37 protein-coding genes, 1 tRNA gene and 1 pseudogene are annotated in these 25321 nt (G+C 66.6%); 6 read left to right on the forward strand and 33 right to left on the reverse strand.

What is annotated here, in order from left to right; genetic code table 11:
* Positions 1–79 precede the first annotated feature (79 nt).
* Together ACK4I0_RS02465 and ACK4I0_RS02470 are read left to right on the forward strand one after the other, a co-directional pair.
* Complete coding sequence (locus ACK4I0_RS02465; RefSeq protein ID WP_409607655.1) at positions 80–976, forward strand: ABC transporter ATP-binding protein; 897 nt, start codon at positions 80–82, stop codon at positions 974–976.
* On the forward strand, positions 966–1811 hold the full coding sequence (locus tag ACK4I0_RS02470; protein ID WP_409607657.1) for a hypothetical protein: 846 nt from the start codon (positions 966–968) through the stop codon (positions 1809–1811). Before ACK4I0_RS02465 ends, ACK4I0_RS02470 begins: the two co-directional genes overlap by 11 nt.
* A gap of 4 nt (positions 1812–1815) precedes the next feature.
* Here ACK4I0_RS02470 and ACK4I0_RS02475 read toward each other — a convergent pair whose 3' ends face one another.
* From ACK4I0_RS02475 to ACK4I0_RS02630, 32 genes are all read right to left on the reverse strand, one after another.
* Positions 1816–2286: a GNAT family N-acetyltransferase gene (locus ACK4I0_RS02475; protein ID WP_409607659.1), complete on the reverse strand. Its 471-nt coding sequence runs from the start codon at positions 2284–2286 to the stop codon at positions 1816–1818.
* A gap of 75 nt (positions 2287–2361) precedes the next feature.
* A complete protein-coding gene (gene rplQ / locus ACK4I0_RS02480; RefSeq protein ID WP_409607661.1) occupies positions 2362–2781 on the reverse strand; it encodes a 50S ribosomal protein L17 in 420 nt (139 codons plus the stop codon).
* 106 nt (positions 2782–2887) lie between these two features.
* Positions 2888–3907, reverse strand: a complete 1020-nt coding sequence (locus tag ACK4I0_RS02485) for a DNA-directed RNA polymerase subunit alpha (RefSeq protein ID WP_409607663.1) — start codon at positions 3905–3907, stop codon at positions 2888–2890.
* A gap of 88 nt (positions 3908–3995) precedes the next feature.
* Positions 3996–4385, reverse strand: coding sequence for a 30S ribosomal protein S11 (gene rpsK / locus ACK4I0_RS02490; protein ID WP_409607665.1), 390 nt, complete (start codon positions 4383–4385; stop codon positions 3996–3998).
* 9 nt (positions 4386–4394) lie between these two features.
* Positions 4395–4763, reverse strand: a complete 369-nt coding sequence (gene rpsM, locus ACK4I0_RS02495) for a 30S ribosomal protein S13 (RefSeq protein WP_409607667.1) — start codon at positions 4761–4763, stop codon at positions 4395–4397.
* A 142-nt stretch (positions 4764–4905) separates the two neighbouring features.
* A complete protein-coding gene (locus tag ACK4I0_RS02500) occupies positions 4906–5589 on the reverse strand; it encodes an energy transducer TonB (protein WP_409607669.1) in 684 nt (227 codons plus the stop codon).
* 117 nt (positions 5590–5706) lie between these two features.
* Positions 5707–6267: an adenylate kinase gene (locus tag ACK4I0_RS02505; protein ID WP_409607671.1), complete on the reverse strand. Its 561-nt coding sequence runs from the start codon at positions 6265–6267 to the stop codon at positions 5707–5709.
* 30 nt (positions 6268–6297) lie between these two features.
* A complete protein-coding gene (gene secY, locus ACK4I0_RS02510) occupies positions 6298–7701 on the reverse strand; it encodes a preprotein translocase subunit SecY (protein ID WP_409607673.1) in 1404 nt (467 codons plus the stop codon).
* 134 nt (positions 7702–7835) lie between these two features.
* Positions 7836–8363 carry a 50S ribosomal protein L15 gene (rplO, locus tag ACK4I0_RS02515; protein ID WP_135063525.1) on the reverse strand — a complete coding sequence of 176 codons (528 nt, stop codon included), beginning with the start codon at positions 8361–8363 and terminating at the stop codon, positions 7836–7838.
* Between the two features lie 111 nt (positions 8364–8474).
* Entirely contained in the window at positions 8475–8669 is a 195-nt protein-coding gene (gene rpmD, locus ACK4I0_RS02520) for a 50S ribosomal protein L30 (RefSeq protein ID WP_409607675.1), read from the reverse strand.
* Positions 8670–8674: 5 nt separating this feature from the next.
* Positions 8675–9280 (reverse strand): 30S ribosomal protein S5, encoded by a 606-nt coding sequence (rpsE, locus tag ACK4I0_RS02525; protein ID WP_409607677.1) that lies wholly within the window; start codon positions 9278–9280, stop codon positions 8675–8677.
* A 12-nt stretch (positions 9281–9292) separates the two neighbouring features.
* The gene (gene rplR, locus ACK4I0_RS02530; RefSeq protein ID WP_409607679.1) at positions 9293–9655 is read right to left on the reverse strand and encodes a 50S ribosomal protein L18; all 363 of its coding nucleotides are present in this window, start codon (positions 9653–9655) and stop codon (positions 9293–9295) included.
* A 3-nt stretch (positions 9656–9658) separates the two neighbouring features.
* The gene (rplF, locus tag ACK4I0_RS02535; protein ID WP_409607681.1) at positions 9659–10192 is read right to left on the reverse strand and encodes a 50S ribosomal protein L6; all 534 of its coding nucleotides are present in this window, start codon (positions 10190–10192) and stop codon (positions 9659–9661) included.
* A 1-nt stretch (position 10193) separates the two neighbouring features.
* Positions 10194–10592 (reverse strand): 30S ribosomal protein S8, encoded by a 399-nt coding sequence (gene rpsH / locus ACK4I0_RS02540; RefSeq protein WP_125256867.1) that lies wholly within the window; start codon positions 10590–10592, stop codon positions 10194–10196.
* 15 nt (positions 10593–10607) lie between these two features.
* Positions 10608–10913, reverse strand: a complete 306-nt coding sequence (rpsN, locus tag ACK4I0_RS02545) for a 30S ribosomal protein S14 (RefSeq protein WP_135063535.1) — start codon at positions 10911–10913, stop codon at positions 10608–10610.
* A gap of 19 nt (positions 10914–10932) precedes the next feature.
* On the reverse strand, positions 10933–11496 hold the full coding sequence (gene rplE / locus ACK4I0_RS02550) for a 50S ribosomal protein L5 (RefSeq protein WP_409607684.1): 564 nt from the start codon (positions 11494–11496) through the stop codon (positions 10933–10935).
* Positions 11496–11804 carry a 50S ribosomal protein L24 gene (rplX, locus tag ACK4I0_RS02555; protein WP_135063539.1) on the reverse strand — a complete coding sequence of 103 codons (309 nt, stop codon included), beginning with the start codon at positions 11802–11804 and terminating at the stop codon, positions 11496–11498. The genes rplE and rplX overlap by 1 nt, the downstream gene beginning before the upstream one ends.
* Positions 11805–11806: 2 nt before the next feature.
* Positions 11807–12175: a 50S ribosomal protein L14 gene (rplN, locus tag ACK4I0_RS02560; RefSeq protein WP_021698481.1), complete on the reverse strand. Its 369-nt coding sequence runs from the start codon at positions 12173–12175 to the stop codon at positions 11807–11809.
* Positions 12176–12193: 18 nt separating this feature from the next.
* Positions 12194–12436 carry a 30S ribosomal protein S17 gene (gene rpsQ, locus ACK4I0_RS02565; RefSeq protein WP_135063541.1) on the reverse strand — a complete coding sequence of 81 codons (243 nt, stop codon included), beginning with the start codon at positions 12434–12436 and terminating at the stop codon, positions 12194–12196.
* A gap of 9 nt (positions 12437–12445) precedes the next feature.
* On the reverse strand, positions 12446–12637 hold the full coding sequence (gene rpmC, locus ACK4I0_RS02570; protein ID WP_135063543.1) for a 50S ribosomal protein L29: 192 nt from the start codon (positions 12635–12637) through the stop codon (positions 12446–12448).
* Complete coding sequence (gene rplP / locus ACK4I0_RS02575) at positions 12634–13074, reverse strand: 50S ribosomal protein L16 (RefSeq protein ID WP_135063545.1); 441 nt, start codon at positions 13072–13074, stop codon at positions 12634–12636. The genes rpmC and rplP overlap by 4 nt, the downstream gene beginning before the upstream one ends.
* A gap of 3 nt (positions 13075–13077) precedes the next feature.
* Positions 13078–13830 carry a 30S ribosomal protein S3 gene (rpsC, locus tag ACK4I0_RS02580; RefSeq protein WP_135063547.1) on the reverse strand — a complete coding sequence of 251 codons (753 nt, stop codon included), beginning with the start codon at positions 13828–13830 and terminating at the stop codon, positions 13078–13080.
* Positions 13830–14210, reverse strand: a complete 381-nt coding sequence (gene rplV, locus ACK4I0_RS02585) for a 50S ribosomal protein L22 (protein WP_122468628.1) — start codon at positions 14208–14210, stop codon at positions 13830–13832. The genes rpsC and rplV overlap by 1 nt, the downstream gene beginning before the upstream one ends.
* Before the next feature lie 3 nt (positions 14211–14213).
* Positions 14214–14492 (reverse strand): 30S ribosomal protein S19, encoded by a 279-nt coding sequence (gene rpsS, locus ACK4I0_RS02590; protein WP_184272436.1) that lies wholly within the window; start codon positions 14490–14492, stop codon positions 14214–14216.
* A 2-nt stretch (positions 14493–14494) separates the two neighbouring features.
* The gene (rplB, locus tag ACK4I0_RS02595; protein ID WP_135063551.1) at positions 14495–15331 is read right to left on the reverse strand and encodes a 50S ribosomal protein L2; all 837 of its coding nucleotides are present in this window, start codon (positions 15329–15331) and stop codon (positions 14495–14497) included.
* Positions 15332–15335: 4 nt separating this feature from the next.
* Positions 15336–15638, reverse strand: coding sequence for a 50S ribosomal protein L23 (locus ACK4I0_RS02600; protein WP_135063553.1), 303 nt, complete (start codon positions 15636–15638; stop codon positions 15336–15338).
* Entirely contained in the window at positions 15638–16276 is a 639-nt protein-coding gene (rplD, locus tag ACK4I0_RS02605) for a 50S ribosomal protein L4 (RefSeq protein WP_135063555.1), read from the reverse strand. The genes ACK4I0_RS02600 and rplD overlap by 1 nt, the downstream gene beginning before the upstream one ends.
* Entirely contained in the window at positions 16276–17025 is a 750-nt protein-coding gene (gene rplC, locus ACK4I0_RS02610; RefSeq protein WP_409607690.1) for a 50S ribosomal protein L3, read from the reverse strand. Before rplC ends, rplD begins: the two co-directional genes overlap by 1 nt.
* 21 nt (positions 17026–17046) lie before the next feature.
* Positions 17047–17352: a 30S ribosomal protein S10 gene (rpsJ, locus tag ACK4I0_RS02615; protein ID WP_003164367.1), complete on the reverse strand. Its 306-nt coding sequence runs from the start codon at positions 17350–17352 to the stop codon at positions 17047–17049.
* A gap of 285 nt (positions 17353–17637) precedes the next feature.
* Positions 17638–18066 (reverse strand): molecular chaperone DnaJ, encoded by a 429-nt coding sequence (locus tag ACK4I0_RS02620; protein WP_409607692.1) that lies wholly within the window; start codon positions 18064–18066, stop codon positions 17638–17640.
* A 7-nt stretch (positions 18067–18073) separates the two neighbouring features.
* The gene (locus ACK4I0_RS02625) at positions 18074–18904 is read right to left on the reverse strand and encodes a division plane positioning ATPase MipZ (protein ID WP_409607694.1); all 831 of its coding nucleotides are present in this window, start codon (positions 18902–18904) and stop codon (positions 18074–18076) included.
* Between the two features lie 117 nt (positions 18905–19021).
* Positions 19022–19642 (reverse strand): SPOR domain-containing protein, encoded by a 621-nt coding sequence (locus ACK4I0_RS02630; RefSeq protein ID WP_409607696.1) that lies wholly within the window; start codon positions 19640–19642, stop codon positions 19022–19024.
* 57 nt (positions 19643–19699) lie between these two features.
* On the opposite strand from ACK4I0_RS02630, the gene panC reads away from it, so the two are divergent.
* Complete coding sequence (panC, locus tag ACK4I0_RS02635; protein ID WP_409607698.1) at positions 19700–20551, forward strand: pantoate--beta-alanine ligase; 852 nt, start codon at positions 19700–19702, stop codon at positions 20549–20551.
* Between the two features lie 2 nt (positions 20552–20553).
* Here the strand turns inward: panC and hrpB are convergent, their stop codons facing one another.
* Positions 20554–22998, reverse strand: coding sequence for an ATP-dependent helicase HrpB (gene hrpB / locus ACK4I0_RS02640; RefSeq protein ID WP_409607700.1), 2445 nt, complete (start codon positions 22996–22998; stop codon positions 20554–20556).
* Positions 22999–23158: 160 nt separating this feature from the next.
* Between hrpB and ACK4I0_RS02645 the strand changes: the two genes are divergently transcribed.
* The 3 genes and pseudogenes from ACK4I0_RS02645 to ACK4I0_RS02655 all read left to right on the forward strand — a co-directional run.
* Positions 23159–24721, forward strand: coding sequence for an amino acid permease (locus tag ACK4I0_RS02645; RefSeq protein ID WP_409607702.1), 1563 nt, complete (start codon positions 23159–23161; stop codon positions 24719–24721).
* A gap of 87 nt (positions 24722–24808) precedes the next feature.
* Positions 24809–24893, forward strand: a tRNA-Leu gene (locus ACK4I0_RS02650).
* Positions 24894–24975: 82 nt separating this feature from the next.
* A pseudogene (locus ACK4I0_RS02655) lies at positions 24976–25321 on the forward strand (radical SAM protein); the annotation flags it as partial.

A 25321-nucleotide genomic window follows, 5' to 3' on the forward strand; every position in this document is an offset into this window, starting at 1 on the left:
CCAACATTGCCTAAGCTTAATCCGCGACAGGCGTAAGACGGCTTGTCGCCTCAGGGCGAACCGGGGCAGGTTTCATTCTATGAGCACCGTTATCCAGACCCGAGGCCTGACCAAGACCTACGGCGCAGTGCGCGCCCTCAATGGCCTCGACCTGATCGTGCCGCGCGGCGGCGTGTACGGCGTGCTGGGACCGAATGGCGCAGGCAAGTCGACGCTGTTTCGAATTCTGCTGGGGCTGATCCGGCCGACGCAGGGCGAGGTGGAAATTCTGGCCGGCCGTCCGGGCGATCCCACCGCCATGCGCCGCGTCGGCTCCATGATCGAGACGCCCCGCTTTCCGCCCTACATGACGGCGCGCCAGGTTCTGGTCTGGCTTTCGCTCGCCCATGGCGAGGCCCGCTCGGTCGAGATCGACGCCTGGCTGGACCGGGTCGGCCTGTCGGCGGCGGCGAACCGGAAGGTGCGGGGCTTCTCCGTCGGCATGCTGCAACGGCTGGGCGTGGCCGCCGCCCTGATGACGCGGCCTGACCTCGTCATCCTGGATGAGCCGACCTCGGGCATGGACCCGCCCGGCATTCAGGAGATGCGCGCCCTGATCCGATCGCTGGCCGACAATGACGGCGTCACCGTCATCCTCGCCAGCCACCAGCTGCTTGAGGTCCAGCGCGTCTGCGACCGCGTCGCCATCTTCAACAAGGGCCGCCTGGCCGCCGAGGGCAAGGTCAGCGAGTTGATGGCCGGCGCGGGCGAACGTCTGCGCCTGTCCGGCACGCCGCTGGCGACGATGATGGGCGTGCTGGGCGAGCGCGGGACGATCGAAGGCGACGCCGTTCTGGCCAGCCTGGCCCGCGCCGAGGCCCCTGGCCTGCTCCGCGCCCTGATCGAAAAGGGCGTCGACATCGACGAGGCGCGCTGGGTCGGCGGCGACCTGGAAAGCGTCTTCATGGCCGAGACGGGAGACCGTGATGCTGTCTGACGCCATTCGTTCCGAGGGCTATCGCCTGTGGCGCAACCGCTCGGCCATGTTTTGGAGCGTGCTCTTCGCGCCCTTGGCCGGCCTCGCCCTGACCGTTTTCGGCTACTTCATGATCCAGCAGCGGACGAGCGAGCTGAAGGACGTTCAACTGCCGCCCGAACTGACCGGAACGGGGGGCGTCCTGGATATGGGCGGGGCCCTGGTCAACCAGGCTGCAAGCCTGGCCAATCCCGCAGTCCTGGCCTTTGTGCTGATTGGCGCGGCCGTCGTCTTCGCGGGCGACTACCGTTGGGAGACGGCCCGGCTGACGTTGGCGCGCAACAGCCGCGCCAATACGATCATCGGCAAGGTCGGCGTGGTGAAGATGCTGGTCGCCGCCGCCATGGTCGCCTACCTGGCCAGCGCCATGGGCGCCGAGGCGATCCGCGGCGCCATGTATCAGCGCAACTTCGCCTTCAGCCTCAGCGGCGCGCAGCTGGGTGATCTGGCGCTGCTGTTTCTCGCCGGCATGGTGCGGGTGATGCAGTTCCTGATGCTGGCCTTGCTGGCCGCGGTGCTCACGCGGTCGCTGCTGGCGGCGCTGTTCATGCCGCTGATCGTCGGCATCGCCCAGTTCTTCCTGGGCCAGTTGGCCCCGGTCTTCGGATTGGAGTTGACCGGCTGGCTGGCGCATATGCTCATGCCGGGCCTTGCGTTCGACAGTCTAAAGGCCGCGATCCAGACCAATCAGACGACGCTGGTCGCCAAGGCGATCGTCAGCCTGGCGGCCTGGACCTTTATCCCCTTCTTCGCCGCCCTGGCCTGGTTCCAGCGGCAGGACCTGTCGAAGGAATAAGGCGTCAGCCCAGCGTCTTTTCCATGAAGACATCGGCGCGAACATACGGGGTGGGCCGCGGCGGCAGTTCGACGAAGCCGCAGCTGCGATACAGCCGCCCGGCGACGGTCAGCGTGCTGGAAGTCTCCAGATACAGCCTGTGCGCGCCCAGCGTCCGCGCCTCGGCCTCGCAGGCCTCCAGCAGTCGCCGTGACAACCCCCGCCCCCGCGCGGCCGGCGCCACGGTCATCTTGGCCACCTCGAACCCGCCGTCCTCCATGGCCATCAACGCGCAGCAGCCGATGGCCTGCCCCGCCTGCTCCACCACGAAGATGCGCCCCCCGGGCGCCAGGATCTGCCCCTGCGGATCGTCAATAACCTTGCGGTCCTTAGCCTCAATGTCGAAGCCCCCTTCGATCAGCCAGGCGGTGTTCAGCGCGGCCCAGGCCTCGGCATGGCGGGGCTCGAATGCGACGATGCAGACGTCTTCGGTCATCTGGGTTCCGGCATGCAAAGAGGCGGCCGGATCGCTCCAGCCGCCCCTTGATAGATCAGTCGGCACAGAGGCCGATCAGGCTTCGTCGTCGCCCTCGAAGGCTTCGACCGGGCCCGAATCCAGACCCTTGGCGTCGGCGTCGCGATCGACGAACTCGATCACGGCCATCGGCGCGTTGTCGCCGTGGCGGTAGCCCGCCTTCATGATGCGGATGTAGCCGCCGTTGCGCTCGGCGTAGCGCGGGCCGAGCGTCTCGAACAGTTTGCCGACCTGCGGCACGTCGCGGACCTGGCTGATCGCCTGACGACGAGCGTGCAGGTCGCCCTTCTTGGCCAGGGTCACCAGCTTCTCGACGAAGGGACGCAGTTCCTTCGCCTTGGGCAGGGTGGTCGTGATCTGCTCGTGCTTGATCAGCGAGGCGGCCATGTTGGCGAACATGGCCTGGCGGTGGCTGACCGTACGGCCGAGCTTACGATAGGCGGCGCCGTGGCGCATCGGGGTCTCTCCTACTCAACCCTGGTTTCCGCGAACCGTGCGGACCTGGGGCTCTCTCATTCTAACCGCTCCGCGACCTCGAAGGTCTTGGGCGGAGGGTTGAAACTTAGATCTGGTCGTCGAACTTCTTGGCCAGGTCTTCGATGTTTTCCGGCGGCCAGTTCGGCACATCCATGCCGAGGCTGAGGCCCATGGTCGCCAGCACTTCCTTGATCTCGTTCAGCGACTTGCGGCCGAAGTTCGGGGTGCGAAGCATCTCGCCCTCGGTCTTCTGGATCAGGTCGCCGATGTAGACGATGTTGTCGTTCTTCAGGCAGTTGGCCGAACGAACCGACAGTTCCAGCTCGTCCACCTTCTTCAGCAGGGCCGGGTTGAACGGCAGGTCGGGCTTGCCGTCCGCCTGTTCGACCGCCGCCTTGGGCTCGTCGAAGGTGATGAAGATCTGCAGCTGGTCCTGGAGGATGCGCGAAGCGTAAGCCACCGCGTCCACCGGGGTCACGGCGCCGTTGGTTTCGACTTCCATGATCAGCTTGTCGTAGTCCAGCGACTGGCCCTGACGGGTCGGCTCGACGCGATAGGCGACGCGCTTCACCGGCGAGTACAGAGCGTCGACGGCGATCAGGCCGATGGGGGCGTCTTCCGGACGGTTCATTTCGGCGGCGACGTAGCCCTTGCCGTTCTGGACCGTCAGTTCCATGCGCACCGAAGCGCCGTCGTCCAGGGTGCAGATCACGTGGTCGGGGTTCAGAACCTCGATGTCCGACGGCACGTCGATCTGGCCGGCGGTCACCGCGCCCGGACCGGTGGCCTTCAGCGTCATGCGCTTGGGGCCCTCGGCGTGCATGCGCAGCGCCAGTTGCTTGATGTTCAGGACGATGTCGACCACGTCTTCCCGCACGCCTTCCAGCGACGAGAATTCATGGACCACGCCGTCGATCTGGATGGCCGTAACCGCCGCGCCTTGCAGCGAGGACAGCAGCACACGCCGCAGGGCGTTGCCGAGCGTCACGCCGAAACCGCGCTCCAGAGGTTCGGCCACCAGACGCGCCTTGCGTTGGGCGTCGGAGCCGATCTCGATCTGCGGTTTCTCGGGACGGATCAGCTCTTGCCAGTTCTTCTCGATCATTTTGTCCCTCGAACGGGTTTCGCCAGATCCGCGCCCTGTCGACGGGGCGCGGTTGGCGGGAATAGGGGGTCGTGCGGCGCTGTCGCGTTTAGACGCGGCGGCGCTTGGGCGGACGGCAGCCGTTGTGCGGCATCGGCGTCACGTCGCGGATCGTGGTGATCGTCAGGCCGACCGACTGCAGCGCGCGCAGGGCCGATTCACGACCGGAACCCGGACCGGAAACATTGACTTCCAGCGTTTTCACGCCGTGTTCCTGCGCCTTCTTGCCTGCATCTTCGGCGGCCATCTGGGCGGCGTAGGGGGTCGATTTGCGCGAACCCTTGAAGCCCATGTGACCGGCCGACGACCACGAGATCGCGTTGCCCTGGGCATCGGTGATCGTGATCATGGTGTTGTTGAACGACGCATTCACGTGGGCGACGCCCGAGGTGATGTTCTTGCGTTCGCGGCGCTTAACGCGACCCTGTTCCTTGGCCATGGCTATGTCTTACTTCTTCTTGCCGGCGATCGGCTTGGCGGGACCCTTGCGGGTGCGAGCGTTGGTGTGCGTGCGCTGGCCGCGGACCGGCAGGCCCTTGCGGTGACGCAGGCCGCGATAGCAGGCCAGGTCCATCAGACGCTTGATGTTCATCGACGTCTCGCGGCGCAGGTCGCCCTCGACGGTGTGATCCTTGTCGATCGTCTCACGGATCTGCAGGACTTCGGCGTCCGTCAGCTGGTTGACGCGGCGCTCGGGCTCGATGCCCACCTTCGCCGTGATCTCCTTGGCGGCGTGCGCGCCGATGCCATGGATGTACTGAAGCGCGATTTCGACGCGCTTGTTGGTCGGAATGTTGACGCCAGCGATACGGGCCACGAAAATCTCCAGATACGCGTTGTCAGACGCAGGAAACGCTCCGGTCAACAGACCAGGAGCGTGCGCGCCCTTCGCGGAAGGCGGCCCTTATACCCCTGATTCCGATTTCGTCAACGGTCGGAGCGCCGACAAACGGGATAGGTCATCCATCCCGACCGAAGACGACCCCAAACACTCCGCGCGTTCCCGACTGAGGCCGCCCGTCCGCGACCGGCGGTCGGGCGCGAAACGCAGGCGCGAGGGTCAATGCCGCCTGGCCGAACCCTTGGCCTTCCGGCGTCTCGCTGACGACACGGCAATCGCTGAGCCGCTCGTCCAGGCCGATGACGCAGGACATGGCGGCGCGGCCTGATCGACCTGCGCGCAGAGCGGCTGGGGGGTGGGCGCGTCGGCGCTCGTCCAGCGTGGGGCCGCGCAGCACCTGAAAGCGCCCGCCGGCCCCGGGGCCCGCGCCTGAACCCGAGCCTCCGCCGGTCCCGGTTCCTTCGCCGCCCTGCCCAGCACCTGCTACCGGCCCGGCGATCGGCGCCTGGCCCACCACGATCGGATCTGGTTCGGGCACCGGCTCGGGCGGGGCCGTGATCTCGACAGGCGTGGCGGGCGGGCGAAGCGCGGGTCGGACGATGGAAGGCGCGGCCGGCGCTCCGCCGCCATCGCTGGGCGCCGGATCGGCCTGGGGGGGCGGCAGCGGCGGCATGACGAAAGGCGGGGTCAGGGTCACGACGAAGGGCGGCGGCGAAACCACGGGCTCGCCCGCCTTTTCCTGGCTCAGCACGACGAACAGGCCGGCGTGAACGGCCGCAACGCTCAGAAGAGCGGCGGCCATGCGTGCGCGTGGATGATTGGCTGGCGGGCTCAAGGACACCCGGTCATGATGCGGCATTGGACATGAACGCGCATCCCGCCCGAAAGTCAGCCCCGCTTCATCTCCGCGCCCGCATCGTCAGGCCAGGGCGGCGTCGATGCCCTTGGCGACGGTGGAGATGTCGCCCATGCCGTCGATCTCGATCAGCTTGCCCTGGGCTTCATAATAGGGAAGCAGCGGCGCGGTCTGGCGATTGTAGACGGCCAGACGGTCCTTGAACGTGTCGGGATTATCGTCCGGACGGCCCTGGTCTGCGAAACGCTTGGCGATGCGTTCGGTCAGGGCGGCGTCGTCGACTTTCAGACGCACCACGCGGTCGATCTGGCCGCCGCGCTTGGCCAGCATGGCGTCCAGCGCCTCGGCCTGGGCGACGGTGCGGGGAAAGCCGTCGAAGATGGCCCCGCCGGCGGCCTCGGCCTCGGGCAGACGATCCTCGATCAGGGCGATGACGATCTCGTCAGTCACCAGATCGCCGCGGGCCAGCACATCCTTGACCCTCAGGCCAAGCTCGGAGCCCGAAGCAATGGCGGCGCGCAGCATGTCGCCCGTCGACAGCTGAACCATGCCGCGCTGCTCGACCAGGCGCTTGGCCTGGGTTCCCTTGCCCGCCGCGGGCGGACCAAACAGGATCAGGTTCACGCCCCGCCCTCCCCTATCGTCGTGAAGATATCAGCGCCGAACCGGCGCCGGCGAGCCGCGACCGCCGCCGCCACGCGGGCCGCCGCCGCGACCCCGCAACTTGGCCTTCTTGATCAGGCCTTCGTACTGGTGGGCCAGAAGGTGCGACTGGATCTGCGAGACCGTGTCCATGGTCACCGACACCACGATCAGCAGCGAGGTCCCGCCGAAATAGAGGCTGGTGTTGCCCAACTGCGAAACCAGGAACTCGGGCAGCAGGCAGACAGCGGTGATGTAGGCCGCGCCGATGGTGGTCAGGCGGGTCAGCACATAGTCCAGATACTCAGCCGTGCGCTTGCCTGGACGAATGCCCGGCAGGAAGCCGCCGTACTTGCGCAGGTTCTCGGCCGTGTCATCGGGGTTGAAGGTGATCGAGGTGTAGAAGAAGCAGAAGAAGATGATCAGGGCGGCGTAGAGCACCATGAACAGGGGCTGGCCGTGCGTCAGCTGGGCCGTGACCATCGGCAGCCAGCTCATCCACTCGGGCAGGTCGGCGTTGGCCGTGAACTGGGCGACGGTCGCCGGCAGCATCAGCAGCGACGAAGCGAAGATCGCCGGGATGACGCCGGCGGTGTTGACCTTCAACGGCAGGAACGACCGCTCGCCGCCCGCCATGCGGTTACCTTCCTGGCGCTTGGGATACTGGATCAGCAGACGACGCTGGGCCCGCTCCATGAAGACGATGAAGGCGACCACGGCCACGGCCATGATGGCGATGAACAGCAGGACGAAGGCGGACATCTGGCCCTGCTGAGCCAGACCCAGAAGGCGCGCGACGGTGGACGGCAGGACCGCCACGATGCCGGCGAAAATGATCAGCGAGATGCCGTTGCCGACGCCGCGCGCCGTCACCTGCTCGCCCAGCCACATCAGGAACATGGTGCCGCCCGTCAGGGTCACGACCGTCGTGGTGATGAAGAACAGACCGGGATTGTCCACCAGACTCGGCTGGGCGTTCAGTCCGACTGCAATGCCAAGCGACTGGGCCACGGCCAGGAAGACCGTCAGATAGCGGGTGTACTGGTTAAGCTGCTTGCGGCCGCTCTCCCCGCCTTCCTTCTTCAGCTTCTCCCACGGCGGATAGACCGCCTGCATCAGCTGCACGATGATCGACGCAGAGATGTAGGGCATGACGTTCAGCGCGAAGACGGCCATCCGCTCGACCGCGCCGCCCGAGAACATGTTGAACATGTCCAGGATGCCGCGCTGGCCCTCCGGATTCTGGAAGAAGGCCAGGAAGGCTTCGGAGTTGATGCCCGGAATCGGCACGAAGGTGCCGATCCGATAGACCAGCAGCGCGCCTAGCGTGAACAGCAGGCGCTTGTGAAGCTCGGTCGCCCTGGCGAACGAGCCCATGTTCATGTTTGCAGCGAGTTGTTCAGCGGCCGAGGCCATACGCGCGTCCCCACGACTTTCAGTCGTCGTCAGATAGGTGAAAAGCGGCCTCTATGCGAGGCCGCTTCCAGTCCGTCATCCCGCTTTTCTTTCCGACGAACGTCGAATGACGATCGCGGGACGACGCTTTTCGATCAGGCCTTGGGCTTCCCGCGAGCCGCCTGGCGCTTGTCCAGACGGGCCTGAGCCTTGGCTTCGGCCTCGATGCGCTGCTGCGTCACCGAGCCGCCGGCCGCTTCGATGGCCTTGATGGCGCCGGCCGAAGCCGACCACACGACCAGGTTCAGCTTGCCCTTGATCTCGCCGGTGCCCAGCAGGCGCACGCCGTCCTTGACGCGACGGATCACGCCGGCGGCCACCAGGGCCTCGCCGGTGATGTCGCCCTTGATATCCAGCTTCTTGGCGTCGATGGCGTCTTGCAGGCGCCACAGGTTCACTTCAGCCAGCTTCAGGGCATTGGGATTGTTGAAGCCGCGCTTGGGCATGCGCATGTACAGCGGCATCTGGCCGCCTTCAAAGCCGCCGATGGCGACGCCCGAACGCGACTTTTGACCCTTGACGCCGCGACCGGCGGTCTTGCCCTTGCCCGAACCCGGGCCGCGGCCGACGCGCATGCGCTTCTTGTGGGCGCCTTCGTTGTCGCGAATTTCATTCAGTTTCATGTGCCTGATCCTTTCGGGTTCTAGCGCCCGGCCATCGGCCGGACTCGGCGGTGTAAAAACGAAGGGCCGCCTATAGGCGGCCCTCCAGATCTTCGCAAGTCGCGAAGGGTCTTACTTCTCGACCACCTCGACCATGTGGGCGACCTTGGCGATCATGCCGCGCACGGAGGGGGTGTCCTCCAGGGTCGATTCACGACCCACGCGGTTGAGGCCCAGGCCCGTCAGGGTGGCGCGCTGATCGGCCTTGCGGCGGATCGGGCTGCCCGTCTGACGGATGGTGACGGTGGCGGTGTCTTGCTTGGCCATGTCTATCAGCCCTCGATGGCTTCAGGCGCCGAGGCGCCGTCGTTGCGACGGCCCATCAGATCCGCGACCTTCTTGCCGCGCTTGGACGCGACCATGCGGGGCGAGGACTGGACCTTCAGAGCTTCGAAGGTGGCGCGGATCATGTTGTAGGGGTTCGACGAACCGGTCGACTTGCCCACGACGTCCTGGACGCCGAGGGTTTCGAGCACGGCGCGCATCGGACCGCCCGCGATGACTCCGGTCCCGGGAGGGGCGGCGCGCATCATGATCTTGCCGGCGCCCCAACGGCCATTGCCGTCGTGGTGCAGGGTGCGGTTCTCGCGCAGCGGAACCTTGATCATGGTCTTCTTGGCTTCTTCGGTCGCCTTGCGGATGGCTTCCGGCACTTCGCGCGCCTTGCCGTGACCGAAGCCGACGCGGCCCTTGCCGTCGCCGACGACCATCAGGGCCGCGAACGAGAACCGGCGGCCGCCCTTCACGGTGGCGGCGACGCGGTTGATGTGCACCAGCTTCTCGACGATGTCCGAATCCGGACCGTCCACAGGAGCGTTGCGGTTGTCGCGACGGTTGCGGTCGTTGCCGCCGCCGCCACGCTGGGGTTGATGCGCCATGCTTCGCGTCCCTTAGAAGTTCAGGCCGGCTTCACGCGCGGCTTCCGCCAGCGCCTTGACCCGGCCGTGATAGATGTATCCGCCACGGTCGAAGACGACGTCCTTGACGCCCTTCTCGATGGCGCGTTCGGCGATCAGCTTGCCGATCCGCGAAGCGGCGGCGACGTCCGAGCCCTTTTCCTTCTTGCCCTTTTCGCCTTCCAGCGAAGAGGCGGAGGCCACCGTGACGCCCTGGGCGTCGTCGATGATCTGGGCCGAGATGTTCTTGTCCGAACGATAGATCGAGAGACGCAGACGGCCGTTGGAGACGGCCTTCAGGCGGCGACGAGTGCGCTCCGAGCGGCGCTTGGCTTGTTGTCGAAGAGAGAGAGCCATGACTTACTTCTTCTTGCCTTCCTTGCGACGCACGGTCTCGCCGGCGTAACGCACGCCCTTGCCCTTGTAGGGCTCCGGCGGACGCAGCTTGCGGATGACGGCGGCGATCTGACCCACGGCCTGCTTGTCGGCGCCCGAGATCTTGATCTCGGTCTGCTTGGGCACCGCGAAGGTGACGCCGGCGGGCGGATCGATGTCGACTTCATGCGAGAAGCCGAGTTGCAGCGACAGGGCCTGGCCCTTCATCGCGGCGCGGTAACCCACGCCGACCAGTTCCAGGGACTTTTCGAAGCCCGAGGTGACGCCGGTGACCATGTTGTCGACCAGGGTGCGCGACAGACCCCACATCGCGCGAGCGCGCTGGGTGTCGGTCCGCGGGGTCAGCGACAGCTCTTCGCCTTCCTGCTTGACCTCGATCTCTTCGGCCACGGTCCAGGAGCGCTCGCCCTTGGGACCCTTCACCGAGACGGTCTGACCGTCGAGCGTTATGTTCACGCCCTTCGGGATGCTGATGGTTTTCTTGCCAATACGGGACATGTCAGTAGACCCTGCAGAGGACTTCGCCGCCGACGTTGGCGTCGCGCGCGGCGGCGTCGGACATGACGCCCTTCGAAGTCGAAAGGATCGAGATGCCGAGGCCGTTCTTGATCGGCTTCAGATCGCTGATGGCCGAATAGACGCGGCGGCCGGGCTTCGACACGCGGGCGATCTCGGCGATCACCGGCTGGCCGTCGAAGTACTTCAGCTCGATCTCGAACTGCGGGAATTCACCGGGGTTCTGAACCAGCGAATAGCCGCGGATGTAGCCTTCGTCCTGCAGCACGTCGAGGACGCGCTGGCGCAGACGCGAGGCCGGGGTCAGCACCTTGGAACGCTTGCGGGTCGCCGCGTTCTTGATGCGAGCGATCATGTCGCTCAGGGGATCGTTGATCATCATGTCTGTTCGCTCCCCTTACCAGCTCGACTTCGTCAGGCCGGGGACTTGCCCCAGGTTGCCGAGTTCGCGCAGGGCGATACGGCTCATCTTGAGCTTGCGGTAGTAAGCCCGCGGACGACCCGTCACCTCGCAGCGATTGCGGATGCGCGTCGGCGCGGAGTTACGCGGCAGTTCCGCCAGCTTCAGGCGCGCTTCGAAGCGCTCCTCCAGCGGCAGGCTCTCGTCGTTGGCGGTCGCCTTCAGGGCTTCCCGCTTCGCGGCATACTTCGCAACCAGGGCCTTGACGGCTTCATTGCGGTTTACGGCGCTTTTCTTAGCCATTGATCTCTTCCCTTCCCGCTCAGTTCGTCACGAACGGGAACTTGAACTCGGCGAGGAGAGCCTTGGCTTCCTCATCGGTCTTGGCCGTGGTGCAGACGACAATGTCCATGCCCCACATCTGGTCGATCTGGTCGTAGTTGATCTCCGGGAACACGATGTGCTCCTTCAGACCGGTGGCGTAGTTGCCACGACCGTCGAACGAGGTGCCCTTCAGGCCCCGGAAATCCTTCACGCGCGGCAGCGCGATCGTGATGAACCGGTCCAGGAACTCGTACATCTGATCGCCGCGCAGCGTGACCTTGCCGCCGATGACCATGCCTTCGCGCAGCTTGAAGCCGGCGATGGAGTTGCGAGCCTTGGTGGCGACGGCCTTCTGACCGGCGATGGCGGTCAGATCCTTGAGGGCGGCGTTCGCCTTCTTGGAGTCGGCGACCGCTTCACCGATGCCCATGTTCAGGACGATCTTGTCCAGCTTGGGCACCTGCATCTCGTTCGTGTAGCCGAACTTTTCCTTCATCACCTGGCGGATGCGAGCCTTGTACTCGTCCTTCAGGCGCGGGGTGTATTTCTCGGTAGCGGCCATCAGATGACGTCTCCCGTCGTCTTGGCGAAGCGGACCTTCTTGTCGCCTTCGATCTTGAAGCCGACGCGGGTCGCCTTGCCGTTGGCGTCGGCGATCGCGACGTTCGACAGGTGCAGCGACGCTTCCTTGTTCTTGATGCCGCCTTGCGGGTCAGCCTGGGTCGGGCGCGTGTGGCGCTGAACCATGTTGACGCCTTGCACGACGACGCGGTTTTCGGTCGGCAGAACCTTGAGCACCTTGCCGGTGCGGCCCTTGTCCTTGCCGGTCAGGACGACGACGTTGTCGCCCGATTTGATCTTGGCGGCCATGGTTACAGGACCTCCGGAGCCAGCGAGATGATCTTCATGTGGTTCTTGGCGCGAAGTTCGCGAGGAACCGGGCCGAAGATCCGCGTGCCGACGGGCTCGTTCTGCTTGTTGACGATGACGGCGGCCGACTTGTCGAAACGGATGACAGAGCCGTCCTTGCGCTGGATGTCCTTGGCGGTGCGCACGACGATGGCGCGAACGACGTCGCCCTTCTTCACACGGCCGCGCGGAATCGCTTCCTTCACCGAGGCGACAATGGTGTCGCCCACCGAGGCGTAGCGGCGCTTGGAGCCGCCCAACACCTTGATGCACATGACCCGGCGAGCGCCCGAATTGTCGGCCACCTCCAGGTTAGTTTGCATCTGGATCATGGGATCCGATCCTTCTTCTTACGAAGCCGAGGCGTTGGAAAGGACTTCCCAGCGCTTCAACTTGGACTTGGGGGCGCACTCGACGATGCGGGCCACGTCGCCGACCTTCAGCGCGTTGCCTTCGTCGTGGGCGTGGTACTTCTTGGACAGACGGACAGTCTTCTTCAGGACGGGGTGAAGCAGGGTGCGCTCCACCTTGACCACGACGGTCTTGTCGCCCTTGTCGGAGACGACCACGCCTTCGAGAATTCGCTTCGGCATCTTCGTTCCTTACGCCTGCTGTTGACGCAGCAGCGTCGAGATACGGGCGATGTCTTTGCGCACTTCACCCACGCGGTGGGTTTTTTCCATTTGGCCGGTGGCCGCCTGGAAGCGGAGGTTGAACTGTTCCTTCTTGAGCTTCAGCAGCTCGTCGGCCAGTTGGTCGGGGGTCTGAGCCCGCAGATCGGCGATCTTGGTCATGCCGCTTGCTCCAGTTGGGCGATGCCGGCGTCGAGACGCGTCACCACCTTAGTGCGAACCGGCAGCTTCGCCGCGCCGAGACGCAGGGCCTCGCGCGCGATGTCGTCCGGCACGCCGTCGATTTCGAACAGGATGCGGCCCGGGTGGCAACGCGCGGCCCAGTGGTCCACGGCGCCCTTGCCCTTGCCCATCCGCACTTCGGCCGGCTTGCCCGTGACCGGCAGGTCTGGGAAGACACGGATCCAGACGCGGCCCTGGCGCTTCATCTGGCGGGTGATCGCGCGGCGAGCCGCTTCGATCTGACGCGCCGTGATGCGCTCGGGCTCCAGCGTCTTCAGGCCGTAGGAGCCGAAGTTCAGCGAGAAGCCGCCCTTGGCCGAACCATGGATCCGGCCCTTGAATGCCTTGCGGTACTTGGTCTTCTTGGGTTGCAGCATGACTTAGTTCTCACGTCCGCGGTCGCGACGGGGGCCGCGGTCGCCGCGGGGGCCGCGTTCACGGCCTTCGTTGGACGAGGGACCCGAGGCTTCCTGAGCCCAGCGCTTGTCCTGGGCCATCGGGTCGTGCTCGAGCACTTCGCCTTTGAACACCCAGACCTTCACGCCGATGATGCCGTAGGTCGTCTTGGCCTCGATGAAGCCGTAGTCGATGTCGGCGCGCAGGGTGTGAAGCGGCACGCGGCCTTCGCGATACCATTCCATCCGCGCGATTTCGGCGCCGCCCAGACGACCCGACACGTTGATGCGGACGCCCTTGGCGCCCAGGCGCATGGCCGACTGCATCGCACGCTTCATGGCGCGGCGGAACGCGATCCGGCGTTCCAGCTGCTGCGCGATGTTCTCGGCGATCAGCTGGGCGTCGGTCTCGGGCTTGCGGACTTCGACGATGTTCAGGTGAACCTCGCCCTCGGTCATGGCCGAGATGTCCTTGCGCAGCTTCTCGATGTCCGCGCCCTTCTTGCCGATCACGACACCCGGACGGGCGGCGTAGATCGTCACGCGGCACTTCTTGTGCGGACGCTCGATGATGATGCGCGACACGCCGGCGCCCGACAGGCGTTCCTTCAGCCACGTACGCAGCTTCAGGTCCTGGTGCAGCAGGCGCGAATAGTTGGCGCCGTCGGCGAACCAGCGGCTGTCCCACGTCCGGTTCACGCCGAGGCGGAAACCGATCGGATTGATTTTCTGACCCATCAGGCGGCCTCGCCGGCTTCGCGGACCACGATGGTGATCTCGCTGAACGGTTTCAGGATGCGCGACGAGCGGCCACGAGCGCGGCTCGCGAAACGCTTCATCACCAGGTTCTTGCCCACGAAGGCCTCGGCGACGACCAGGTTGTCGATGTCGAGGTTGTGGTTGTTCTCGGCGTTCGACACGGCCGAGTACAGGACCTTGCGGACGTCCGTCGCGATGCGCTTGCGGCTGAACTCGAGTTCGTTCAGCGCCTTTTGCACCGGCATGCCGCGGATCGAAGCGGCAACCAGGTTCAGCTTTTGAGGGCTGATGCGGACGTTGACCAGCTTGGCGCGGGCTTCAGTCGGGGCGACCCGACGCTCGTTCTTGGACTGGGCCATCGGTTACTTCCTTTTGGCCTTCTTGTCCGCCGCGTGGCCCGGGAAGTTCCGGGTCGGGGCGAACTCGCCAAACTTCATGCCGACCATGTCCTCGTTGACCATCACCGGCACATGCTTCTGGCCGTTGTGGACACCGAACGTCAGACCGACGAACTGCGGCAGGATGGTGGAGCGGCGCGACCAGGTCTTGATCACGTCCTTGCGGCCCGACGTTTGAACGGCGTCGGCCTTCTTGAGCAGATACCCGTCGACAAACGGGCCTTTCCAGGAGGAGCGGGCCATTCTTAGCGAGCCTTCTTCACGTGACGGCTACGGATGATGAACTTGTCCGTGGCCTTGTTCTTGCGGGTGCGGGTGCCCTTGGTGTCCTTGCCCCAGGGCGTGACCGGCGTGCGGCCGCCCGAGGTCCGGCCTTCACCACCACCATGCGGGTGGTCGATCGGGTTCATGGCGACGCCGCGGACGTGCGGTCGCCAGCCCATGTGACGCTTGCGACCGGCCTTGCCCAGGTTCTGGTTCATGTGGTCGGGGTTCGAAACCGCGCCCACCGTGGCCATGCAGCCGTCCAGAACCATGCGCAGCTCGCCCGAGCCGAGGCGGATCTGGGCGTAACCCTGATCGCGACCCACCAGTTGAGCGTAGGCGCCGGCCGAACGGGCCAGCTGAGCGCCCTTGCCCGGCTTCATCTCCACATTGTGGATGATGGTGCCGACTGGGATCGAGCGCAGCGGCATTGCGTTGCCCGGCTTAACGTCGGTCTTTTCGCCGGCCACGATCGTGTCGCCGGCCTTCAGACGCTGAGGCGCGATGATGTAGGTCTTCTCGCCGTCCGGATAGGTCACCAGAGCGATGAAGGCAGTGCGGTTGGGGTCGTACTCCAGACGCTCGACCGTGCCGATCGCGTCGAACTTGCGACGCTTGAAATCGATCTTGCGGTACAGCGTCTTGGCGCCGCCGCCGCGGAAGCGAACGGCGATGCGACCGCCCTGACCACGTCCGCCCGACTTGGTCAGGCCTTCGGTCAGCGACTTCTCCGGGCGGCCCTTGTGCAGCTCGGAGCGGTCGACCAGCACCAGGGCGCGGCGGCCCGGCGACGTCGGATTGTAAGTCTTCAAGGCCATCTGATCAGAGCCCCGTGGTGACGTCGATCGACTGGCCGTCGGCCAGCGTCACGATCGCTTTTTTGATGTCGACCCGGCGGCCCATGATGCCCCGGAAGCGCTTGGTCTTGCCCTTCTGGACCAGGGTGTTGACCTTCAGGACGTTGACCTTGAACAGGCTCTCGACCGCCGCGGCGATCTCGTCCTTGGTCGCCGTGCCGGCGACGCGGAAGACGACCTTGTTCTGCTCCGACAGGATCGTGGCCTTCTCGGTGATCACCGGAGCCAGGATGGTGTCGTAGTGCTTTGCGGTAGGTTGAGCGGCCATTACGCGGCTTCCTTGTCGCTGAAGCGGGCTTCGATCGCCTCGATGGCGGCCTTGGTCAGCACCAGCTTGTCGGCCCGCAGGATGTCATAGACGTTCAGGCCGGCGTTCGGCAGCACGTCGATGTGCGGGATGTTGCGGGCGGCGAGACCGAAGTTGGTCTCGACTTCCGGTCCAGCGATGATCAGGGCCTTGGTCCAGCCCAGCTTGCCGAAGGTGGTGCGCAGCGACGCGGTCTTGGCGTCCTTCACATCCAGGGCGTCGACCACGATCAGATCGCCGGCCTTGACCTTGGAAGACAGCGCGTGGCGCAGGGCCATGGCGCGGATCTTCTTGGGCAGCGAGAAGCCGTGGTCGCGGACGACCGGGCCGAAGGCGCGCGAACCGCCGACGAACTGCGGGGCGCGACGCGAGCCGTGACGAGCGCCGCCGGTGCCCTTCTGCTTGTACATCTTCTTGCCCGTACGAGAGTTCTCGTTGCGGGTTTGAACCTTGTGCGTGCCGGCGCGGCGCTTGGCCAGTTGCCAATTCACGGTGCGGGCCAGGATGTCGCCGCGGATGTCGGTGATGCCGAAGACGGCGTCCGACAGCTCGACGTCGCCCGAGGCCTTGCCGTCGAGTTTGATGACCGAGAGTTTCATTACGCTTCACCGCCTTCGGTCGCTTCGGCCGGGGCTTCTTCAGCCGGGGTCGAGGCGGGTTGGGCGGCTCCATTCTTCGACTTCACGCCACCGGGGAACGGGGCGTCGGCCGGACGAGCCTTCTTGATGGCGTCGCGGACCTTGACGAACGAACCGTCGTGACCGGGCACAGCGCCCTTGATCAGGATCAGCCCACGCTCGGCGTCCACGCGGACGACGGTCAGGTTCTGCTGGGTGACGGTTTCCTGGCCCAGGTGGCCGGCCATCTTCTTGCCAGGGAACGTACGACCCGGGTCCTGACGGTTGCCGGTCGAGCCGTGCGAACGGTGGGACACCGACACACCGTGCGTCGCGCGCAGGCCGCCGAAGTTCCAGCGCTTCATGGCGCCGGCGAAACCCTTACCGATGGTTTCACCCTGGATGTCCACCTTCTGGCCCACGATGAAGTGGTCGGCCGACAGTTCGGCGCCCACATCCAGCAGACCGTCCGCGTCAACGCGGAACTCGGTGACATAGGCCTTCGGCTCAACCTCGGCCTTGGCGAAGACTTCGCGTTGGGCCTTGTTGGTGTTCTTGGCCTTCTTGACGCCAGCGCCCAGCTGGAGAGCGACGTAGCCGTCACGCTCCTGGGTACGTTGGCCGACGACTTGGCAGCCGTCGAGCTGCAGCACAGTGACCGGTACGTGCGCGCCGTCATCGGCGAACACGCGGGTCATGCCCAGCTTCTTGGCGATCACGCCCGTGCGCATCGGATCCCGCCTCTTTCTACTTTAGATCTTGATCTCGACGTCCACGCCGGCGGACAGGTCGAGCTTCATGAGCGCGTCCACGGTCTGCGGGGTGGGGTCGACGATGTCGAGCACGCGTTTGTGCGTGCGGATTTCAAACTGCTCACGCGACTTCTTATCGACGTGCGGCGAGCGGTTCACGGTGAACTTTTCGATCAGGGTCGGCAGCGGAATCGGACCACGAACGGTCGCGCCGGTGCGTTTGGCGGTATTGACGATCTCGCGCGTCGAAAAGTCGAGGACGCGGTGATCAAAGGCCTTGAGCCTGATGCGGATGCTTTGATCCATATCGGTGCTTACTTCCAATGCGGTCGGAGGACCGCGTCCCTGTGAACCATTTCAAAGACCGAAGGCCTTCGGGCACGAGGCCCTCAGGGTACGCAATCCGCAAAAACGATCGGCCCACGCAGTTGCCCGCGAAGGCCGCTAAAGTCCCAAGAAGCTGCAAAGAACAGGTACTTAGGTCGTTCCTGCGAACCGCGTCTGCACCCGGGGGTGCACAGCCGGTCCAACAAGAGGGGCGCTTATGCCCATCGATTCCGTTTCCGTCAAGCGGCGAAACCGTGGCGACGACTAGGTTTTCGCCAATCGGTCCCGCGCAGCGTTCAGACGCGAGGCGAGGCCTTCGGAACCGCCCTGATCCGGGTGCGCGCGCGCCATCAGACGCTTCCAGGCCGCCTGCACTTCCGCCGGGGTCGCACCGGCCGGGACGCCCAGGGTCCGCCGCGCCTCGGCCTCGGTCATGCTCTCCGGCTCCGGCGTCCGCGCATTGGCGACGCGGACTCGCGAGGCGGTGATGACATAAAGACCGCCCGCCGCCAGCGCTCCGCCCAACAGCCAGGCGCCGCGCGCCAGAGCCAACAGAGCGCCGGCCATCATCACCGCGCCGAAGATGGTCGCCGTGATTCGCCAATGCCCCCTGCCCGCCCGCTCGCTCTGGCGGCCCAGCCGGATCAGCGCCCAGACCGCGATCGCCGCAAGGCCCAGCCAGATCAGGGCCATCAAGACCTCAAGCCGCTGCGTCCATGGACTGGACCGCGTCGTCCAGGCCCAGCGCCTGCATCAGATTGCGCATCTCCTGACGCGCCGCGACGTGGGCCAGGGACACGGCCACCGGCCGGATGTCGTTGGACAGGTCCGCCACCGTCAGGCCGAAGGGGAACAACTCGCGATAGATGACCCGGTCGCGCAGGCCCGGTCCGACACGGAAGCCCACGCGCTTGGCCAGCTTCTGCATCCGCTCTTCCAGGCGGCGGCGGTTGCGGGCCTCGGCCACGGCCAGGCGGTTGGTCACCACGATCCAGTCGATGGTCGCCTGACGACCCTGGGTGATGGCGCGGTGCTTGCGCGCCTCCCATACACTCTCGGAATAGATGGAGGGCTTCAGCAGCTCCAGCGTCACCGGATCGACCTGGCCCAGCAGGTCGAAGTCCACAAAGCTGTCGTTCATCGGCGTAACGATCTGGTCGGCCCGCCCGTGCGCGGCGCGCGACAGGGCGGTGTCGCCGCCCGGCGTGTCGATCAGGATGACGTCGCAGTCCTGCGCCGCCGCAAAGGCCGCCTCGAACATGGCCAGTTGGTCGTCTTCCGACGCGCGGGCCATCGCCTTGCCGTCGCCCATGTCGGGCTCGAACGGCATCGGCAGGGGCTGCTCATTGGCCGCCGTCCAGGCCGCGCGGTGGGCGAAGAAGTGAGACAGCGACTTCTGGCGCAGGTCCAGATCCATGATCGCCACGCGCTTTCCCGCGTGCAGCAGGCCGGTGACGATATGGATGGCCAGGGTCGATTTGCCCGCCCCGCCCTTTTCATTGCCGACGACGATGACCTGAGGCTGCGCCATGATCCGCGAAATCCGTTGCTCGGACGGCGGCGACTCGCCGCGATCCATCCAGCCGGCAGAATCAGCGCCCGGCGGCCATTCGTCAACGAACGCTTAAAGTTAAGATGTGGATGGCGCTCACGCCGCCGCGCGGCACCACACATCGTCCACGCCTGCGGCGGCGCAGACCGCCCCTGCGCGCTCGATGGGAACAGGCCCGACCCGCAGTCGCACCCAGCGCCGTCCGTTGACCTCGGCCACCTGCAGGATCGGCGAGAACCCCGCCAGCGCCTCACGATCGGCGACACGGGCCCAGGCGAGACGCGCCTCGCGCTCGCTGGCATAGGCGCCCAGCTGGATCACGCGACCGTCGGACGCGGCCAGGGGCGGGACTGGCTCCGACGACAGACCCAGCCGGCTGGCCGTCGCGGCCGCAGCCTGCTCCACCAGCGCCGGCGCGGTCTCGATCACCGCCTCGCGAACCACGCCGTCGCGCGCGTCCCACAGCTCATGAGGCGTCATCAGCTCGACCTTGAGCGGCGACATCGCCGGGCGCAGGCCTGCTGTGCGCGAGGGCGGCGGCGCGTCATCATAGAGCCCCGGGCTCAACGGCGCCTCGATGTCCGCCACGGTCCTGGCCATCGTCTCGAACCGGTGCGGATCCGGCTCGCCCCGGCCGCACGCCGCCAGCAGCGGGAGGGCTAGGCCGAACGCGACGAACGCGACGAACGCTGGACGGTTGAAAGGGATGGGCGTCATAAGCCCATGCTGAACCCAGGCCTTTGAAACAGCCTTAACGCCCAAGGACCGCCCGACATGACCACCCTGCCCCTGCCGGTCGTCCGCACCGTCGCTGATTTGCGCGCCGCCGTCGCCGAATGGCGCCGCCAGGGCCTCAGCGTCGGCTTCGTGCCGACCATGGGGGCGTTGCACGACGGCCACCTGTCCCTGGTGCGCGAGGCGGGGGCCCAGGCCGATCGCGTCGTCACCTCCGTCTTCGTCAATCCGACCCAATTCGCCGCCCACGAAGATCTGGGCACCTATCCGCGCCAGGAGGACCGGGACGCCCAACTGCTGGCCTCGGCCGGCTGCCACCTGCTGTTCGCGCCTGAATCTGACGCCATGTATCCCGAGGGTTTCGCCACCCGCATCGAGGTCGGCGGTCCGTCGCAAGGTATGGAGACCGACTTCCGTCCTCACTTTTTCGGCGGCGTCGCCGTGGTGGTGGCCAAGCTGCTGAACCAGGTCCAGGCCGACGTCGCTGTCTTCGGCGAGAAGGACTATCAGCAGTTGATGGTCGTGCGCCGCTTGACTGCGGACCTGGACATCCCGACCCGCATCGTCGGCGCCCCCACCGGGCGCGACGGCTGGGGCCTGGCCCTGTCCTCGCGCAACGCCTACCTGTCCGAGCAGGAACGGGGCATCGCCCGACGTCTCAACGGCGTCCTTGCCGAAGCTGGCGCTCGCGCCCGCAACGCCTCACCGTCGGAGGCTGAAGCCTGGGCCTGCGAAGCGCTGCTGGAAGCGGGTTTCGATCGGGTCGACTACGTCGCCATCCGCCGAGTGGACGACCTGGCGCCCTTCGCTGACGCCATCGACGCTCCGGCCCGCATCCTGGCCGCCGCCTGGCTGGGCAAGACCCGGCTGATCGACAACCTGCCGGTCTGACGTCAGCGACCGCGCGGTTTGGCCCGGCTGGTGGCCTCGGCCTGCGCGGGGTTCGCGGGCCAGGGATGGCGGGGATAGCGGCCGCGCGTGTCGGCGCGCACATCCTTCCAAGAGCCTGCCCAGAAGCCCGGAAGGTCCTTGGTCATCTGGATCGGCCGCCGTGCGGGCGACAGCAGGGCCAGGGTCAAGGGCGTGCGGCCGCCGCCGACGGTCGGGTGCGTCGTCACGCCAAACAGCTCCTGCACGCGAATGTCCACGCGCGGACCGCCCTCAGCGCCATAGTCGATGGCCGCCGAACCCAGGGGCGTGGTCAGGCGCGCCGGCGCCAACTCGTCTAGACGCCGTTGCAGATCCCACGGGATGAGACCGCGCAGCGCCTCGGCCAGGGCGCCGTCGCCGATCCGGTCCAAGCCGCCTGCGCCGTCCAGAAGGGGCCAGAGCCAGTCTTCACGCCTCGCCATCAACCCCTCGTCCGAAACGTCGGGCCAGGCTTCATCGAACTCGCGCGCAAAGGCCAGCCGCGCCCGCAGAGCCGACGCCTGCTCGCCCCAGCGCAGACCCGTCAGGCCCTCGGCCTCGACTTCCCTCTTCAGGGCCGCCGCCACCGCGGCCTTGTCCGGCGCACCCAGATCGCGTTCGTCCAGCGTCAGGGCGCCGATGCGGCGGCGGCGCTTCATCGTCATCCGGCCCGACGGCTCGCGGACCAACCGGTCTTCGACCTCGATCCTGTGGGCCAGCGCATCCTCGAGATGCGCCGGATCCAGAGCGGCGGCTAGGCGGATGCGGTCTCGGCTGTCGCCCCCGCCCATTTCGGCCACCGCCAGCCATGGGACGCGAGCCAACCCTTCGGTGGGATCCATGAAAGCGCCTCGGCCCGACGCCAGCAGCACCTCCCCCTGTTTTCCGCGCGCGCGCGCCAGGCGCTCGGGGAAGGCCTCGGCCAGCAGCAGGCCGGCGTCGACCGCCCTGCCCCCGCGCTTGCGCTCCCGCTCGGCCGCCCGCGCCCAGCGGTCGGCAAGCTTCATCGCGTCACGCGCGCGAGGCGTCCGATCGCGCGCCAGCACCTTCAGCCGCTCGTCGAGATCGACTGCAGAACCGCCCAGGCCGGGCTCGCTCAGCACAGCCGCGATCCGCGCGCCGAGCAGGGCTTCGCCCGCATCCGCGGCCACCGCCGTGAGATGCGCCAGACGGGGCGACAGCGGCAGGCTGGCCAGCCGTCGGCCGTGGTCGCTCAGGCCGCCGTCATCGTCCAGCGCGCCCAGTTGCGTCAGCACCCGCCGCGCCTCGGCGAAGGCGCCGGCCGGCGGCGGATCCAGCAGAGCCAGCCCCTCGGCCGTGCGCACGCCCCACCGCGCCAGGTCCAGGGCGAAGCCGGTCAGATCGGCCTCGCGAATCTCCGGCGCCTGGTGCGGCACCAGGCCCCGGGTCTGCTCTTCATCCCACAGTCGATAGCAGACGCCCGGCTCGACGCGGCCCGCTCGCCCGCGCCTCTGCTCGGCCGACGACCGGCTGACGCGGACGGTGGCCAGGCGAGTCAGTCCGCTGGAAGGATCGAAACGCGGCACGCGCGACAGGCCGGAATCGATCACCACCCGCACGCCCTCGATCGTCAGACTTGTCTCGGCCACCGAGGTCGCCAGCACCACCTTGCGCCGGCCGGGCTCGGCCGGCTGGACCGCGCGGTCCTGTTCGGACCGGTCCATGGCGCCGAACAGCGGCGCGATCTCGACGGACGGATCGCGCACGCGCTCGGTCAGCAGCCGCGCCAAGCGGTGGATCTCACCCTGCCCCGGCAGGAAAACCAGGACCGAGCCTGTCTCTTCGCTCAGCGCGCTCAGCACGGCCCGCGTCAAGGCCGCCTCCAGACGCTCGGCCGGATCGCGGTCCAGGTATCGGGTTTCGACCGGATAGGCGCGGCCCTCGGCCTGAACCACGGGGGCGCCGTCCAGCAGGCGTGAGACGCCCGCAATGTCCAGCGTCGCCGACATCACGAGAATGCGCAGATCGTCCCGCAGCGCCTGTTGACTATCGCGCGCCAAGGCCAGCCCCAGGTCGGCGTCCAGACTGCGTTCGTGGAACTCGTCGAACAGCACGGCGCCGACCCCATCCAGGCCGGGGTCGTCCAGGATCATGCGGGTGAAGACGCCCTCGGTGATGACCTCGAGCTGGGTCGCCGGGCCGATGCGGCTCTCCAGCCGGGTGCGGTATCCGACCGTTTCGCCGGGCTTCTGGCCCAGCGTCTGGGCCATGCGCGACGCCGCCGCGCGTGCGGCGAGGCGTCGCGGCTCCAGCACCAATATGCGCCGTCCCGCTACCCATTGCTCATCCAGGAGCGCCAGGGGGACGACCGTGGTCTTGCCCGCCCCCGGAGGCGCCGCGAGCACGGCGGTCGCGCCGCCTCTCAGCGTGGCTTTCAACTCTTCCAGGACGGCGTGGATCGGCAGCATGTCGTCCGCCCTTAGCTGCTCCGGGCCCGGTCACGAAAGCGTCGGCGGACGTTCACACAACGGAAACCGCGTTGCGCCTGCCGACATTGCCGTCTAGCGTCCGCGCCAGCGCAGCGTGGAAAGCGTTGCGAACAGTCAATTTCCGAGGGGGAAATCCTGCATGTGGCGCGTTAAGCCGCTCGACGCCATTCTGGCGACGGCCCAGAAGAATTCACTGACCCGAACCCTGGGTCCCGTGCAGCTGACGCTTCTTGGCGTCGGCGCCATCATCGGCACCGGCATCTTCGTCCTGACCTCGGAAGCGGCCCAGAAGGCCGGTCCGGGCATGATGTGGAGCTTCGTCATCGCCGCCGCGGTCTGCGCCGTGGCGGCGCTGTGCTATTCGGAACTGGCCTCGATGGTCCCGGTTTCGGGCTCGGCCTACACCTACACCTACGCCGTGATGGGCGAACTGCTGGCCTGGACGGTCGGCTGGGCGCTGATCCTGGAGTATGCGGTGGCGGCCTCGGCGGTGTCGGTCGGCTGGTCCGGCTATTTCATCGGGCTGTTAGGCAGTTGGGGCATAGAGTTGCCCCTTGCGATCGCGGCCGGCCCCTACGCCGGCGGCATCGTCAACCTGCCGGCCCTCAGCATCGCCTTGCTGATCACACTGCTGCTGATGCTGGGCACCACGGAATCGGCACGCGTGAACGCCATCCTGGTGGCCATCAAGGTCCTGGCGCTCAGCACCTTCATCGTGCTGACCCTTCCGGTGATGCAAGGCGCCAACTTCGAACCCTTCGCACCCAAGGGCTGGTTCGACACCACGGGCCAAGGCCTGGGCATCGTCGGCGCTGCGGCCACCATCTTCTTCGCCTACGTCGGCTTCGACGCCGTTTCGACGGCGGCGGAAGAGACCAAGGACCCGCAGCGCAACGTGCCGATCGGCCTGGTCGGTTCGCTTCTGATCTGCACCGTCTTCTACCTGCTGGTCGCCGCTGGCGCGATCGGCGCCCTGGGCGCTCAACCGGTGCCTGGTCCGGCCGGCGAAATCCTCGCTCCGGGCAGCTCGGCCCTGGCCGCCCAGTGTCAGGCGCTGGCCGCCGACGGCTCCCAGCCGCTGGTGTGTTCGCGCGAAGCCCTGGCCCACGTCCTGCGTGAGCTTGGCCACGAGCGGATCGGCGACCTGATCGGCATCGCCGCCTTCCTGGCGCTGCCCTCGGTCATTCTGATCATGCTGTTCGGTCAGACGCGCATCTTCTTCGTGATGGCGCGCGACGGCCTGCTGCCGGGCTTCCTGGCCAAGATCCACCCCAAGTGGAAGACGCCGCACATCGTGACCATGATCACGGGCGTGGGCGTGGCCTTCTTCGCGGCCTTCTTCCCGGTGGGCAAGCTGGCCGACATCGCCAACTCGGGCACCCTGTTCGCCTTCTTCATGGTGGCGATCGCGGTGCTGATCCTGCGTCGGAAAGACCCGACCCGTCACCGCCCGTTCAAGACGCCCATGGTGTGGGTCATCGCGCCGCTGGCGATCATCGGCACGGTGGGCCTCTACTTCAACCTGCCGACGGACGCCAAGCTGGTGCTGCCGGCCTGGGGTGCGCTGGGCCTGGTGGTCTACTTCCTCTACGGCTACCGCAAGAGCCACGTGGGTCGCGGCATCATCGATGTGCCGGAAGCAGATCCTGACGCGCCTCCGCCGCCCGTCCCGCACATGCCGGGCGACGACAAGGACCACTAAAAGTCCTGTCACGACGATGGAAAGGCCCGGGAGCGATCCCGGGCCTTTTCTCTTTGCGCGCGGCGCCCTACAGCGGACGCGAACCTTGCGGATGTGGCGGAACTGGTAGACGCACTGGATTTAGGTTCCAGCGCCGCGAGGCGTGGAGGTTCGAGTCCTCTCATCCGCACCATGTTCCCAGAGCCCGCATCGGCGGGCTTTTTTGGAACCTTAATGTTCTTGCTTTGTTCTGCTCGTTGGTCTACTCACGGATCATGGCGATGGCGAAGGGACGAGGTTCGGTCTCCAATGCGAGCGGGCGGTACGAAAGCCACGTGCGAGAAGCATTCGACGACGGTTGGACCGCCGACGACGCCGAGGCCGCGCCGCTGCGTACCACCCTCACGCCCGAACACGCCCGAACCATCATCGCGCGCAACACCTCGCCCGACATCGGCTTCGACCGCTCCATCAACCCTTACAAGGGCTGCGAACATGGCTGCATCTACTGCTACGCCCGTCCGTCCCATGCCTGGATGGGCCTATCCGCGGGCCTGGATTTCGAGAGCCGGATCTTCTTCAAGCCCGAGGCCGCGCGTCTGCTGGAGCAGGAGCTGCTCA

It is taken from the genome of Brevundimonas sp. (assembly GCF_046295775.1).
Lineage (GTDB): Bacteria > Pseudomonadota > Alphaproteobacteria > Caulobacterales > Caulobacteraceae > Brevundimonas.